The sequence below is a fragment of the Gracilibacillus sp. YIM 98692 genome (assembly GCF_010993965.1).
GTDB lineage: Bacteria > Bacillota > Bacilli > Bacillales > Amphibacillaceae > Gracilibacillus.
The window spans coordinates 25,798-40,045 of record NZ_WIXM01000012.1; the positions used below are offsets into that span (position 1 = coordinate 25,798).

Below are 14,248 nucleotides of genomic sequence, written 5' to 3' on the forward strand. Positions count from 1 at the left end.
ACAAGCACCCTACTATTTTTGCAGGGTGCTATATCATTCACTTAATATATCCTCGTTGCATTAGAATAACATCTTTAAGGTATTTAGTCATGTTTTTATCATCATCAATTGGATACGTGAAGTTAAAATGTTCAGCAACATCTTGAGATAAGATTCTAAACAAGTCACAAGTAATAAATATTGATTCCCACATATTTTTATAATTAGAATTAGAATTAGAATAAGTTTCTTTGTACATCTTCCAATATGATTCTGGAAGGTATTCCTTAAAATACTTCCCTAAATTCCCAGTGGAAACTTAAATAGAAATTCGGTTACATTAGCCTTAAACAAATTCCCACTCCCTTTATTTAATTAAACTGCTTCATAAGCAAAACAGGAGTTCCGCAACGACAACTCCTTGTTCCACTTTAGCCCCTGTTAACACAACAAGCAATGAGCTTAGCTATTTAGTTCAATTAACCATTATGTTCTTAATCAACAAAAAAACCATTCTCCAACTTCTGAAGAATAGCTCCATTACTTAAAATAAATTTCTGCACATATGTAATACTCTTTCAAGGTCATGATTATGTAGTACACCTAAATGTCGTTTCAATTCAGAACCATGTACAGAAATAATCTTAGAAGTTCGGGCAACAGAAGGCTTTAACAATCCAGCTTCTTTCCAATATTCAATAACAACATCAAATTTATTCCTTGGTTGCTGACTAGTTACAGGTGCAATAATTACATCAATATCCAAAGCTAATTCATTACCGACAATAATAACAGGACGTTGCTTTGTTTGGCGGGTGCCCTTAAAGACAACATCTGCCAAACAAACATCGCCCTGTTTCACTTTCATCTTATTACTCATTATAGATGTCATCCTCCTCATTATCCCACCAATCAAAACTTTTACTTAGTAAAATGACATCTTTAGCCATATATTTTTCTTTAATTTTATCGAGTACCTTTTGTCTTTCCTTTTCACTCAACATGTCAATTTCCTCAATGATTTTTTCTGAGTTAGACATTTGTTGAATACCTCCTCAGTTAATATCCTACTCTTATTATACCTTATATTCAGTGTTGCATAAAATATTTACGTATAGGGTACTTATCCTTCTTGTTGAAGAAAGGGACTTAAATTCCCTGCTAATGTGTTTTCAATTAACTGACCAAGCTGTTGATCATATCACAAGGTTAAGTACCAAAATGAATAACTACACGACCAAAAATGACTCTTATAACGATGATAAGTGCCAAAATCAAGACTAGATCTCATAAACTTGGTACTTAACAACTGAATAAAAACCATTTATGTTACAAAGTTCTAAAAATCGGTTTATAAATCCAGTCTTCTACTAACTTGCTTCTTTAGCCGGATCAACAGCTGCTCTTACTTATTTAAAATAAGCAATCCTTTAGTTGAAGATCAATATATTTTCATTACTTATTCCACACCCTATAAATGCCTAATAAAAAAACTCTTCGAAACCATTTTAACATTAAATAGATATTTCTATTCGAGGGCGGGTTGCTCTAAACCATTGTAAGCAAAGTATAAAGATAATAACAATGTCGATGATATCCCCACCATAGTACATGAGCATTGCTCCTATTTCTGCTTGTGCTGCAGGCACGCCAGGAGGCGGTTCAACGTATATGTACTTGGATAAGATACCGTGTCCTGCTAAGGCAACAACTAATACGATTGCACGGTACAAGAAAGAAATCCGGTGAGGTATTGGATCAATATAGATTATAGACACTGTAAATAAATAACCAGCCAAGAAAACGTGGAAATGTACGATCAGATGCAAAAGGATATTTTCTTGCATAAGCAAGTATAGGTTGGTAGTATACAATAACCAAAGCCCACCTATATTTAGGAAGGATGCCACAACTGGATGCGTAAACATTCGCGATGGCCAACTCCTTAAAACCCTCGAAAACCGTCTTGCTAAGGGAACGCTTAACGTTCGGAGCACAAGCGTCATAGGCGCAGCCAGTGCCATCAGCAATGGAGCAAGCATCCCTAAAAACAAATGACCAAACATGTGCGCTGTAAAATCTACATGGGCACGATTAGCTAGGGGGCCTGCAACTGCAATAGTAGCGAAGAAAACTCCAAAAACCCAACAAACAGTACGGTATATCGGCCATGACTTGTAACGCCTATTAGAAACCACTACAGCAAGAAAATACAAAACCAAAGCCAACAAAATCAGTAGTGCAAAGAGTAGCTGAGGTATTAACCCCATTACGTGATTATGAACGTTCATGTGAGACAGCCTTTCCCGGTTGTCGTCTACTACGAGTACGAGAAATAAGGCTAAGACCGACTATGATCATCAAAACAGCTAATACATTCCATATGAGATCATAGACAAATACATTTTCTACATAACGAATCTGATGGATCCGCATCAGTTTATGCTGGATTGTACCATCGTATAACTGAAATCCACCTGCACCGAGCAGCAATCCTCCCCACCATCTTCTAAGCCACAATGCATTTCGTCTTCGGAGATCAGCTAAAATAAACAATCCCCCAATGGTCGCAAACCAACTAAAAGCGTGAAACAGTCCATCAGAGATTAGTCCAATATCGGTTGTAGACTTGTCATAAAAATGATGCCAACGCAATAGTTGATGAAAAATGGTCTCATCTATAAAGGCAGCCAAACCAATTCCAAACAGAAAGCCCGACCATAGATTACGACTTTTGTACTTAGAGCTATTCATATAATTTGAATTATTTTTTGAATTTCCATTTTTAACAGCCATCTTCTTCTCCTATGTTTAGATCATACATATCATTCATTTTCTCCACATACTTCTCCTGATAAACATCTACAGAACCCCCTCATTTACTACACCTTGTCAATGATGCTGGAGAAGTAACTACCGAAGATTAATTTTGGAGATGTTCCTGTGGTTGAAGAAGATGTGAACGCATTATAAACGAATTAAGAAAGGAACATGACTGTAGATACAGTTCACAACCAGTTTGTTTTTGATTATCCTTGAGTTTCTTCGTCACTTTTGTACTCTAAAATATCCCCTGGTTGGCAATCCAATGCCTTACAAATCGCCTCTAAAGTAGAAAATCGAATGGCTTTTGCCTTCCCATTTTTCAAAACAGAAAGATTAGCCATCGTGATTCCAACCTTCTCTGATAGCTCCGTAACGCTCATTTTTCTTTTCGCCAACATCACATCAATATTGATTATAATCGCCATTTTATTCACCTCAGACTATTAAATCATTTTCTGCTTTTATATGAATCGCTTCTTGTAAAAGTTTTTGAAGAACAGCGGCGAATACCGCGATTACCATCGAAGCAAAAGCAGGGACCATTCCGATTATGATGAGACCTGGTGCATCATCTAGCTCTGCTACGAGATAAACAAATGGCATTATCACCACATACAAACCACAGATTATCATTGCACAGAATTTGATATTCTTTAGGGCTTTAACAGACAATTTAGAGAAAGCTTGGTTCTTGTCAATATAGCTTAAAAGTTTAAAAGCCTGATACAATGCAACGAAAAACGGTATCACTGATATATACATACCTATTAAAATTGGATATAGTATATGGGCATAATCTGGATTCACAGGGTTATTAGCTAAAAAATATAACCCAAATAAACTTAAAGCAAGAACTGGAAGTCCTATTAGAAAAACAGTTATTTTTAAAAACAAAGTAGTTCCTTTTTTCATAACAAGCACCTCTCCTAAAATTATTAGTAATTTGATTTTAATACATTATTTATCGATTATCAATAAATAATTATTGATTTTAACTATATATTTATTATAATACATTAAAGAAACGCCACTACGGCGTCGGAGAAAAAAGATTAATCGACTAATCCCTATTAACGAAAGACTTTTCCTATGGATCTTTATCAAGGCTTTCTGGCTACTCAGGCAGAAAGTCTCAGCAAAATAATCCCTTAAGAAAAGTGGTAAAGACCAGAAACTGCCTGTAGGCATTTTCTGGTCTTTTTTTATGTTAGAGCTCGGATGTGTGCGACGACTTGTGTCTGTGGTAAAACTTTTGCGCCACAATTTGGTGTTTTCGCGCCACTTTTTTTGCTTTTCGAGCCACAATCTTCCGGTTTCGAGCCAAAAATCAGGTGATTCGAGCCACTATTTAGCTTTTTCGCGCCACTTCATTACAAAGAAATGCTTTTCCCAACTAAAAATAGAAATAATTTTTGCCATATTCAATTCATAGAGAATGACAGATTAACAGTTTTCATATTCTACATACAATGTATTAAGTTATATACCCTATGGAGGTGTTTCAAATGATTCATAAAGTTCAATCCGGTGAAACCCTAACTCAGATATCATTAGATTATCGAACACCACTAAACGAAATCATCCGTGCTAATCCATCTATTAACCCCAACCTGATATATCCCGGCCAATCTATTGTTATTCCAGGTTTCCCGTCACCTAGTACCATTCCATACCAGATTGATGTTTCTATTAACAATCGATGGCTCAGATTACTAAAGGATGGAGTTCAGCAAAGACAATATCCCATTGCTGTTGGAAGAATGCTGAATGATACACCGATTGGAAATTTTATTATTATTAACAAAGCTCCTAACCCTGGAGGTCCATATGGTACAATGTGGATGAGCTTATCCAAACAACATTATGGAATCCACGGAACAAATGACCCAAGTTCAATCGGTAAAGCTGTGTCTAAAGGTTGTATTCGGATGTATAATAGTGATGTGGAGGAATTAGCGAGTATTATTCCAATCGGAACACCAGTCACCATCCACCCATAATTTCCTGAAGTGTATAGATAACCTATACACTTTTAGCTTTGTTTTTACTGCAATTATTTTTTTGCAGTTAACCTTTCTACAAAAACCATTGCAAAAGCAGAAGCAGAAGAGATAACTAATGCCCTAACTATTCCTTCAAACACTATATCTGAAGGTTTGAATATTACCCCAAAAAGCATTATCAAGAAAAACCATACTACAAAATAAAGTAAAAACCTTCCTATTGCTCTCTTCAAAACATAGCCCTCTCCTCTGCTGTTTAGGTAAATAATTATACAATCCTGCTTCATCGTAAAAAAGGACCGCTGCTTATTCTTTAACTATTTAGTAAGAGCCGCGAATAAAACCATAGCCACTAGCGATAAGAAAAACAAAGCATAAAAAAACAGCCATAACTTTAATAATGTAGAGCTGCTTTTTATAACCTTTATTAAGCCACGTAAATCCGAAAAAGTTACTGCCTTTTCTTCTTCTTGAAGTTCTTCCATATTTATCCTTTTTATTTTGGTTCTCCAGAATTTCTTTCCTTCATCTGTAAATTGAAACCAATAAACAGACAATGTTCCTGCTAAAACAATGGAACTTATACTTATTAAGAAAATGATTAGTTTAAGGCTATCCACTTTATTCACCTCCAATTAAATCATCCTGGCTGAAAAAAGCATAAAACTATAATTATTCGTGCCATCCTCTTAGACTTTCACTTACCTTTTTTTTATTTTATTTGGTCATATGTTTTCTACATAAACTCCTTTTCTTCAATTCAAGCAACCTACTTACAAAATTATTTTTTTCGATGTTTTACATCTTCCTGTTCTGCAAGTTTTTTTATATAAGGTTTAATTTTTGACAATTTTATTACGATGCCAAGTACCACAAAGACAAATAAACTAACAGGGCCTCTTCCCCTTGCAGTATCTATTGAAATCCATTGTTCATAAATGTCGGTAGGAATTAATTTAAGCAATTCAGGCAAAATAATTATAATTGCACTAGGTATTAATGTAAGACTCATTCCTTTTATGATGGGATTAACACCAAGAAACACCATTAGATAAATCATGGTACTCAGACAAACTATTAAAAGTCGTTGCCCCCATATTAATGATACACTTGTCCATATTGCCGAACCGATTAATGAAACAAATACAATAATAAGTGCGATTAAATAGTACACGTTATTTTCTCTAAGTAGATATATTAAATTCTTCATTTTATATACACACCTGTTTAATATTTAGGAAAATTTAGTGGTAGTCTATCCATACAGCTATTAAATTATCCTGCTTCAATTGGTAAGAAAAGCGAATCAACAGCAGCTGACCCTTTTGCTTTCTCGATGAATTCGCTTATGACAGAACTTGTCGCGCTCTCCGTTAAATAAAGCACCTAACGCATCAATTTTTTTCGATATATTACTCGCAATTTTTTCCAGTTTAGTGTAAAGTTAATTACATCTAAAATATTTGATGTACATAAGGTGAGGTATATGAAAACTATAGCTGTCAATGAATATACATTTGAACATTATGCGAATGCTTTTAAAGCATTGGCTGACTCAAAACGTTTAAAACTATTGAATGAATTATGTTCTCGTGGTCAAGTTTGCGTATGCGATCTTTGTGAGATTATGGAGATGACCCAATCTAAACTTTCGTATCATCTAAAAATCTTATTAGATGTGGATCTTATTACACAAGAAAAAAAAGGGAAATGGAATTATTATGAATTGAATCAAATGCAGGTTAATCACTTATTGTCACCTGAATTATGTTGTTTGTTTCGTCCTACTTGTTAAACAAATTTTTTTGGTGAATACATCAAAAAAATTTGATATAAAATAATCCATTAGGAGGAATTCAGAATAATGAATATCCATATTGGTTTAAATGTCACAAACTTAGAGTCATCTATTTCTTTTTATTCGAAGTTATTTGGCGCAGACCCTGTAAAGGTGAAAGCGGATTATGCGAAGTTTCTATTGGAAGATCCAGGTCTAAATTTCACATTGCGCCCCGTTGAACGTGTGGAAGGGAACCATATCAATCATTTTGGTTTCCAAATTTCGAACACAGAAGAATTAAAAAAGCAAAAAGATAGACTAGATAAGCTAGGATTCTTTTCACGAGATGAGAATGATACAACGTGCTGCTATGCGAGACAAGATAAATTTTGGATTACTGACCCAGATGGACATGAATGGGAATTTTTCTACACCAAAGAAGATACAGAAGTTGACGCCATTAATATCTGTTGCAGTTAATACGTTAAACAAACCGATTTTTGGAATCGGTTTGTTTTTTTACCATTTTTTTAATTAGCCTGCTTTTAACTTAAGTTACAATTATTCACAATGAAATCAGTTTTTGCTTCTATTTTTATATCATTTATTTATTTCCTTTCTCCCGGTTGATTCTGCGTTGGAAGAATATAAAGATAGGAAGCGGAATAATAATCCATCCTAAACTTTTAACAAAGCTATTTAAAGCACGTTGTTTGTTACTTTCCGTTCGCTGTTCCACCATCGCATCATATTGTCTTCTTAGTTCTTCTTCACTGACATCTTCTGTTTCATCTTCACTATTTTCGACTTTTGGTTGATGTTCTCTCATATTTTTATACTCTTCAAATGTTTCGATATAAGTATTCGGTGATACATAGTCTGCGACTGCCATAAAAGCAAACACACCACCACCAATAACCATAACCAAAGTAATAAATGCCACAGCATAATAATACACTTGCCTAATCACAACTTCCCCCTCCTCATCATTAAACTTATTTAATTGCTTTCCACCCACACCCATTAATAAAACAAAGAATACGACTAACAAAACAGCCAAAGTAATGAACACCATCTACTCACCTACACTTTAGTTAAATCAAGTACTGAACTTAAATGTTGCCCTATCTATTAGACGAAATGAAATCCTAATGCGTTTCATGGGATATTTTACCACATAATTTAAACTCGTTTGTTGCATAAAGAAAATTGCCTAATTATCGGGATATACCAAGTGTTTGTTGTAAATAATATAATTGTTTCACATTAAATGGAGGAGGATTTGTATGCGTGAAGATCAACAAGCTAAAGAAAACTTAGGTACTAAGAAACCAAAAGCTTTTGGAACGGATGCACAAAAAGTAAAACAACAAATTCAAAGAGATGTAAGGGAAGGACAAGGTGCAATGACTTCACGAGAGGCTGGAGCAATGCGTGATTAAAAACCACTAAAGATGAAGAGAGACTTCCCCTTGACGGTTAGCGAAACTTATCAGGGTGCTAGCGTCCGTTCTCCCCCACTTATACTTCTTTCATTATTCGAAGTCTGAAAGTGGGGGTCTTACGGACGATTGTTCACCGTGGCATATATATAAGGGCAACTAGTTAACTCCAAAAAAATAACAGCTATTTTTAAAAATAACGTTTTGCTTTTTTCATAAAAAGCACTTCACTTAAAATTGTTCGTACTTTGATTTTAATCCGTCATAAATTTATTCCCCTTTTCAATATATAATTATCGATTAATTATATTCCACCAATTTTCCAAAAATATCAGAATGCCGAACATTCCTAGAGTATTAATCATACTATAAATATCCTAAGTCATTGTAAGTTTAATCATGAAATTTGATATGTATGGTTTCATACTATGTTTAACAATATCTTTAAGGGTTTCATTGAAAGCGTTTACCTACAATTTATAACCTCGTCAGTTTTAGGTATATCGAACGATTATTGTATTTTACCTTTAGAAATAGATTGATTCGTTCGATATACCAGATGTAAAAATAAAAAATAAAGGAGTTACATCAAAGATGACATCCATTAAAAAATGGTCAATAGCTTTATTGATCATATTGTTCTTCGTCGGTTTGTTTTTGGGTTCAAAAGTTTTTGGGGAGAGTGCCATATATACGCAAAATGAAGTTATATGTGAAAGTTGTTGGGAGTTATCATATATGGATTATCAATCAGACGTATTCATTAACGGAAAAGAAGATGGAATCTTCCTTCCAACTTCATCACTGATCGCAGAAGCTTCAAGTGAAGATATTTATAATCACTATGCTGTTCGAGATGTTACATCTTCTGCAACTGAGATTGGAGCAGATACAAAAAAGAGTCAAGACATTTCAACCCTTGTTACTATACAAGGCATAAGCGGAAGTACTCCAACTACGTACCTTAGCGGGAACAACTTAGAGTTAAAAAATGTTGTAAAAAAACATTTAGAAATGAATGGCTTTGCCGTTAATATGGATTCAGATGGAACCAATCAAAGTTCTACCACAGACGTTTCTATTACTTATACAGAAGCACAAGGCAAAGCTTTTTTTACTGACGGTAACCTAACTTCTTTCTTATCACTATCTGAAGCTGCCAAAACGCAAAAGTTCAAGGATTACACTAAATCCATACAAGATGCTATCCATGAATATAAAACAGAGAAGAATGTCTGGATCTGGGATCGTACCGCCGTCTCTGAAACGCCTGATGAAACCATTAACTTTTTAGTCCAACACCACGTTGATAATCTTTACTTGCATTTTAATCCGCTAATTAAAGAAAGCTATCCTTATTTCATCCAAAAGGCGACAGAAAATGGGATGAAAGTCCATGCCTTAATGGGAGCTCCTCAATGGGGGCTTGAAGCTAATATTCCGGATGGGAAACATCGAATGGATTTAGTGAGAGAGTATAACGAAAATGCTCCAGCGGATGGAAAATTCATTGGGATTCATTTTGATATTGAACCCCATGTACTGGATGAATGGGATCAGGATCGTGCAGATGCTGTACAACAATGGGCAAATTCCGTACAAGAATATATTCAGTATGCGAAGGAGTTTGGATTTACTGTAGGTACTGATTTGCCATTTTGGACAGATGGACCAAGTGTGGAGCCGTATTATCCAGGCTTTTATCAAAAAATGATTGATATGAATGATTATGTAACGGTGATGGCTTATCGAAATACAGCGTTAGGATCCAATAGCATCACTTCTTTATCTGAAAATGAAGTGTTATATGCGAATTCGCCAAAAGTAGAGATTGGGGTTGAACTAAAGCCACATTATTTAGATTATGTAAGCTTTGATGACAAAACGAATCTCGAAATGGAAAAAGAACTCGCCTTAGTAAGAGATTATTATAAAGATTTAAAGGCGATTGGTTTTAAAGGTATTACTTATCACAGCTATCGAGAATGGAGAGATTTAACCAATCGATAAAGATTTCCCTAAAAAGTTGCCTCACAAAAATGAGTATATCATCACCACTACCAAATGTAGTGGTGATTTATTTAATATGGGAACATCACGAGACATTAGTAAATGGTGAAGTTCCATGTCTAATCAGTGATATTTCCATAATCAATCTAACTATTCCCATCTTTGAGACAAGAGCCCGTACATTAATTTCTCATTTTTGGTAAATATAAAGATAATCATATATAGAACTATATCTTTTCAGAAAGGGTTCACAAATGTCTAGCATCCTTTTAATTTTTTTATTACAAATTATATTAGTACCAACATTATCTCTTCGAATTATTTTTGTTGTTAAGAATATGAGCGTATTTGCTTCTATTTTTGGATTTCTAGAAGCCTTAATTTATGTATTTGGTTTATCCATTGTCCTAAGCGGTGAGCAAAGTATTCCAGAGATGCTTGTTTATGCCTTGGGTTTTGCAGCGGGAATCTTTTTAGGAAATTACATTGAAAATAAATTGGCTTTAGGATATACAACTCTTACTGTTAACTTAATGAATATGAATACTGACCTGGTTTCAACTCTTCGGAACAATGGCTTCGGAGTAACCGTATTTGAAGGAATGGGAAAAGATAGTGTACGTTACCAGCTTCAGATTTTGACAAAAAGAAGCTTGGAAGAAAAAGTATTGCACATGATCGAAGAATATGAGCCGCATGCATTTATCATTTCATATGAACCACGTAGGTTTAAAGGGGGCTATCTATTAAAAGCGATGAAAAGAACAAAGAAAAAGAAAAGTCTATAAAGAAAACTCGTCGATTGACAAGCCTTTGGCGAAGTCAGAGACGTAGTTGCTCTTATCTATCTTCCTAAAATGGTCTACTACGTCGAGTATTCTTCCTTGCTGACCATTTATACATTCTGATACGGTAAAGAAAACTCGTCGATTGACGAGCCTTTGGCGAAGTCAGAGACGTAGTTGCGCTTATCTATCTTCCTAATCGTGGTATCTACGACGAATTTACTTCAACTGTAACACGATATAAATTCTGATCAGGAACTAAAGAACGTTTTTTTTAGATTAACGTCACTTTAACATTCTTGTAGTTAAATTAACCTGCTTCCGCAGCACATGAGATCTTTTCAGTTCAATATTAGTATTCCAATCAATATGACGATCATTTGATGACTGTCTTTTTAGCTCTTGTCCCTTTTGAACAGCTATTTATTTACGATTCTTCTAATAAATTTTGTAAACCAAAAAGAAATAAACGCTATTACTATATCGATGAGGAAAATGTAGAAATTATTCAATCCTTTATTAAATTCCAGCAATCCTAAATGGACTTCTATCGTAGCAAAACCAAATGCAAATCCTGCACTTAATATTATAGTATATAAATAGAAGTTTTTCTTATTATTAGAACAATATTGATATATAAGTAAGAAGCCTACCGGAAGTGCTGAAGCAGTCATATTTAGTGCCATAGGTAATACTGGTGTAAGAAAATATGTGTGAACGAAATAGCCGTACCTTTCGAGTACAATATCCATGTATGTCCAAAGCATATGAACAGTATAACCAAAGAAGAACAGCTCAAATATTCTTTTTCTATCTACGGTAAAGTAGAGCAAGATCAAGGGAAATATTAATAAAGAAACTACCATCCAAAATTGCCAAGTTCCTAAGTTGGAGTAATTACTCCAATAAGATGATATTAACGAATTTAACTCTTCGCTCTTGCCATAAATCTGTTCCCAATACTCCCTATATTCCATAATAAGCCTCCTTTTATTTTTAGCATTTCCATAACTTGGACACTAATACAAGGAATATATTGATGAATGTTTGGCATAATTTGGCCCTGCTGCGTTAGTACGGACACTGAGTACCTTATTTCTAGAAAAATAACATTTTCGAAGGAGGTTTCGGACATCAGGTACGTTATATGCTCATATGGAAAAACGAATGCCTTTTCTCTGAATAAAGGAACCAATGTCCATTAGTCATCTAAAAACACCTTTTTTGATACAAATAAAGGAACAGATGTCCGCCGACCGCAGCAAAAAAGAAATCCCAACTCACTAAGAGAATGTATAACACTAACATCAGCAACATTCATTGAAGCGGGTCTTTTTCCTGTACTTCTTCCACCTGGTTAAAAAGATTTTGATTAAGATCGCTGGATCGCGAATTAAAAGTAACTGGTGCACCTACTTTTTGCCCAATCATCTCAATTGCTCTTTTGATGTCATCGATATCTTTCTGTGTAGCTGGTTGATCTAATAACTCCAACCCTATTTCACCACTCACTTCTAATGTGACTGATTTAAGTTTCGTTATATCGTTTATTTTTTTTACTCTTAACTTCATCTTTAATTCATCTTCTGTAATTCGAGCTTTCTTCAAATTTTTATGTAAGACTTCTCCATTCTGCACAACAAGTAGCGGCTCACCCATTACCCATTTTTGAACCTTTGGAATATAAATTTGCAGAACGGAAACCAAAATAACACCCAGAACAATCAACATGCCATGATAAACGCTAATCCAGGGATCTTCTGATTTTAACGGATGAACTAAAACGGTACCAATTCCAATCATAATAACTACTTCACTGGGTGTCGCTTGAGAAATTGTTCGTTTCCCACCAAATCTCAACAAAATAAGTGCCGCAGAAAAATAAATAATTGCCTGTATCCAACCTGGCATAATAATACCTCCTTACCCCTATATCATTTGTTACAAAAATTTATTTATAAGGAGATTTTAAATTTTTCATGCCAGGCCCCCGATTTTATGGGTGATTTTCTTAAATCGCAAGTTGACATAACACTCTTTTTAACACAGTTTTCTTCTTTTTTAAATAATTAAGCGATTCCTCTAATTGAAGAATCGCACCTATTTTGCAATAAGAGATGGCTAATTTTGGTAACAAGTCTCATATTCGTATTTCATTAACAAGCTTTTACAAGCCAAACCATTTTCGTGATAAATCTCTTTACCAATTTCTAATTTGATAATACCCCCGTTCTTAAGTTCAATAACAATCATCTCAAATAATATTTCTTCACGTAAATTGCCATTCAGTAAAAAAAGCGTATTTGCTTGTTGCAGATACGCCACCTTTTAGCATAAAAATTTTTGTTTGTAAATTTCATTTTGGTTTTGAAAATATATACCCAGCTAATGAAACTAAAGCGAGAATTAAGGAAATATAAAAAATGAATTCAACTTCTGAATGCTTTATTGTTAATACCCCTAAGTATTTCATCCTTTTACCTTCGTTTAAAATTGGATCAAGATAAAGAGCATTAATTATGGAAAGAACAATGATGGAAAAAAATATCTGATTATAAAAAGTTCGTTTGTTAACCTCCATTTTGTAGAAAAATACAAAAAAGAAGAGGGAACACATTCCTAAAATAAACACTAAGATAATTAACACAACAACTCCCCCCTAAGTTATAACACGTGCATATTATTTCCTGCTTACCTGCTGCATTATATCAACACTTCTATATCCCAAAAACCACAATTGATTTTTCATACCTGAAAAAGACGATCAGATTGATAATCCCCTTCTTGACGCCTGTTAATTGAATAAGACATTTTCAATATCGAACAAACCGTTATCGTGTAAGTATTTTTGTGTATCACTATCAAAATCAACAACTAAATTACCCAAAAATCATCAGATAAACTGTATTCATCGTAATGGTTTCGAAACTGCTGTCTATTAAAGACTAAATCACCTTGTTTATCCGTTACACCGAATACATTGTTTTTTACCGAACTTACCCATAATGAATTCAATTCTTTCAACTTCATAACTTTTTGTTTCATATCATCATTAAGTTCGATTTTTATCTCATCCAAGTTACTACTATCTATACTTTCCTCTCTAATCATTTCACCAAAAAAAGCACTTATTTCTTGAGCAACTCCAGCGGTTGTATTTTGTGTAGTTCCGTGCTCTAAATGTTCAAACCTTTTCGCTAGACCATCATATTTTTGATAAAGCTTCATCACACTACCGCTATTGTTTGCTAGAAAGTAAGCATCTCCTTTAGTTATGACTTCTTCATCTAATATATTTTCATATATTTTTTGACTATCAACAATTGCATTAACTAATTGTTGCATATCATTTTTAACACTTACTGAGATATATGCTTCGTACATTTTTTTATCTTTATATTGGGAATAGCCTATAAAAACTAA

19 protein-coding genes and 1 pseudogene are annotated in these 14,248 nt (G+C 34.1%); 6 read left to right on the forward strand and 14 right to left on the reverse strand.

Going from position 1 to position 14,248, the window contains the following annotated elements; genetic code table 11:
- Window positions 1–37 precede the first annotated feature (37 nt).
- From GHD00_RS12005 to GHD00_RS12035, 7 genes and pseudogenes are all read right to left on the reverse strand, one after another.
- Window positions 38–286: pseudogene (locus GHD00_RS12005) on the reverse strand (aminoglycoside 6-adenylyltransferase); the annotation flags it as partial.
- 237 nt (window positions 287–523) lie between these two features.
- Window positions 524–859, reverse strand: a complete 336-nt coding sequence (locus GHD00_RS12010) for a type II toxin-antitoxin system PemK/MazF family toxin (protein ID WP_163538416.1) — start codon at window positions 857–859, stop codon at window positions 524–526.
- Entirely contained in the window at window positions 852–1,019 is a 168-nt protein-coding gene (locus GHD00_RS12015; RefSeq protein WP_163538417.1) for a hypothetical protein, read from the reverse strand. The genes GHD00_RS12010 and GHD00_RS12015 overlap by 8 nt, the downstream gene beginning before the upstream one ends.
- Before the next feature lie 474 nt (window positions 1,020–1,493).
- The gene (locus tag GHD00_RS12020) at window positions 1,494–2,279 is read right to left on the reverse strand and encodes a cytochrome c oxidase assembly protein (RefSeq protein WP_163538483.1); all 786 of its coding nucleotides are present in this window, start codon (window positions 2,277–2,279) and stop codon (window positions 1,494–1,496) included.
- Complete coding sequence (locus GHD00_RS12025) at window positions 2,257–2,775, reverse strand: DUF2243 domain-containing protein (RefSeq protein ID WP_163538418.1); 519 nt, start codon at window positions 2,773–2,775, stop codon at window positions 2,257–2,259. Before GHD00_RS12025 ends, GHD00_RS12020 begins: the two co-directional genes overlap by 23 nt.
- Before the next feature lie 233 nt (window positions 2,776–3,008).
- Window positions 3,009–3,230, reverse strand: a complete 222-nt coding sequence (locus GHD00_RS12030) for a helix-turn-helix domain-containing protein (RefSeq protein ID WP_163538419.1) — start codon at window positions 3,228–3,230, stop codon at window positions 3,009–3,011.
- Window positions 3,231–3,240: 10 nt separating this feature from the next.
- Window positions 3,241–3,717 carry a DUF2975 domain-containing protein gene (locus GHD00_RS12035; RefSeq protein ID WP_163538420.1) on the reverse strand — a complete coding sequence of 159 codons (477 nt, stop codon included), beginning with the start codon at window positions 3,715–3,717 and terminating at the stop codon, window positions 3,241–3,243.
- 593 nt (window positions 3,718–4,310) lie between these two features.
- Between GHD00_RS12035 and GHD00_RS12040 the strand changes: the two genes are divergently transcribed.
- Window positions 4,311–4,805, forward strand: a complete 495-nt coding sequence (locus GHD00_RS12040; RefSeq protein WP_163538421.1) for a L,D-transpeptidase family protein — start codon at window positions 4,311–4,313, stop codon at window positions 4,803–4,805.
- A 53-nt stretch (window positions 4,806–4,858) separates the two neighbouring features.
- Here the strand turns inward: GHD00_RS12040 and GHD00_RS12045 are convergent, their stop codons facing one another.
- From GHD00_RS12045 to GHD00_RS12055, 3 genes are all read right to left on the reverse strand, one after another.
- Complete coding sequence (locus tag GHD00_RS12045; protein ID WP_163538422.1) at window positions 4,859–5,041, reverse strand: hypothetical protein; 183 nt, start codon at window positions 5,039–5,041, stop codon at window positions 4,859–4,861.
- Between the two features lie 84 nt (window positions 5,042–5,125).
- Window positions 5,126–5,428: a hypothetical protein gene (locus GHD00_RS12050; RefSeq protein ID WP_163538423.1), complete on the reverse strand. Its 303-nt coding sequence runs from the start codon at window positions 5,426–5,428 to the stop codon at window positions 5,126–5,128.
- A gap of 161 nt (window positions 5,429–5,589) precedes the next feature.
- Window positions 5,590–6,018: a hypothetical protein gene (locus GHD00_RS12055; protein ID WP_163538424.1), complete on the reverse strand. Its 429-nt coding sequence runs from the start codon at window positions 6,016–6,018 to the stop codon at window positions 5,590–5,592.
- A gap of 276 nt (window positions 6,019–6,294) precedes the next feature.
- Here GHD00_RS12055 and GHD00_RS12060 point away from each other — a divergent pair, with 276 nt between their 5' ends.
- Both GHD00_RS12060 and GHD00_RS12065 read left to right on the forward strand, forming a co-directional pair.
- On the forward strand, window positions 6,295–6,603 hold the full coding sequence (locus tag GHD00_RS12060; protein WP_163538425.1) for an ArsR/SmtB family transcription factor: 309 nt from the start codon (window positions 6,295–6,297) through the stop codon (window positions 6,601–6,603).
- Between the two features lie 66 nt (window positions 6,604–6,669).
- Window positions 6,670–7,068: an ArsI/CadI family heavy metal resistance metalloenzyme gene (locus GHD00_RS12065; RefSeq protein ID WP_163538484.1), complete on the forward strand. Its 399-nt coding sequence runs from the start codon at window positions 6,670–6,672 to the stop codon at window positions 7,066–7,068.
- A 124-nt stretch (window positions 7,069–7,192) separates the two neighbouring features.
- Here GHD00_RS12065 and GHD00_RS12070 read toward each other — a convergent pair whose 3' ends face one another.
- Window positions 7,193–7,663: a hypothetical protein gene (locus tag GHD00_RS12070; protein ID WP_163538426.1), complete on the reverse strand. Its 471-nt coding sequence runs from the start codon at window positions 7,661–7,663 to the stop codon at window positions 7,193–7,195.
- A 211-nt stretch (window positions 7,664–7,874) separates the two neighbouring features.
- Here GHD00_RS12070 and GHD00_RS12075 point away from each other — a divergent pair, with 211 nt between their 5' ends.
- From GHD00_RS12075 to GHD00_RS12085, 3 genes are all read left to right on the forward strand, one after another.
- Window positions 7,875–8,030 (forward strand): hypothetical protein, encoded by a 156-nt coding sequence (locus GHD00_RS12075; RefSeq protein WP_163538427.1) that lies wholly within the window; start codon window positions 7,875–7,877, stop codon window positions 8,028–8,030.
- Window positions 8,031–8,768: 738 nt separating this feature from the next.
- Complete coding sequence (locus GHD00_RS12080) at window positions 8,769–10,040, forward strand: hypothetical protein (RefSeq protein ID WP_163538428.1); 1,272 nt, start codon at window positions 8,769–8,771, stop codon at window positions 10,038–10,040.
- Window positions 10,041–10,294: 254 nt separating this feature from the next.
- Window positions 10,295–10,828 carry a DUF2179 domain-containing protein gene (locus GHD00_RS12085; RefSeq protein WP_163538429.1) on the forward strand — a complete coding sequence of 178 codons (534 nt, stop codon included), beginning with the start codon at window positions 10,295–10,297 and terminating at the stop codon, window positions 10,826–10,828.
- Between the two features lie 416 nt (window positions 10,829–11,244).
- Here the strand turns inward: GHD00_RS12085 and GHD00_RS12090 are convergent, their stop codons facing one another.
- From GHD00_RS12090 to GHD00_RS12100, 3 genes are all read right to left on the reverse strand, one after another.
- Window positions 11,245–11,802: a hypothetical protein gene (locus GHD00_RS12090; RefSeq protein ID WP_163538430.1), complete on the reverse strand. Its 558-nt coding sequence runs from the start codon at window positions 11,800–11,802 to the stop codon at window positions 11,245–11,247.
- 340 nt (window positions 11,803–12,142) lie between these two features.
- Entirely contained in the window at window positions 12,143–12,736 is a 594-nt protein-coding gene (locus GHD00_RS12095; RefSeq protein WP_163538431.1) for a DUF421 domain-containing protein, read from the reverse strand.
- A 963-nt stretch (window positions 12,737–13,699) separates the two neighbouring features.
- Entirely contained in the window at window positions 13,700–14,209 is a 510-nt protein-coding gene (locus tag GHD00_RS12100) for a hypothetical protein (RefSeq protein WP_205600755.1), read from the reverse strand.
- Window positions 14,210–14,248 lie beyond the last annotated feature (39 nt).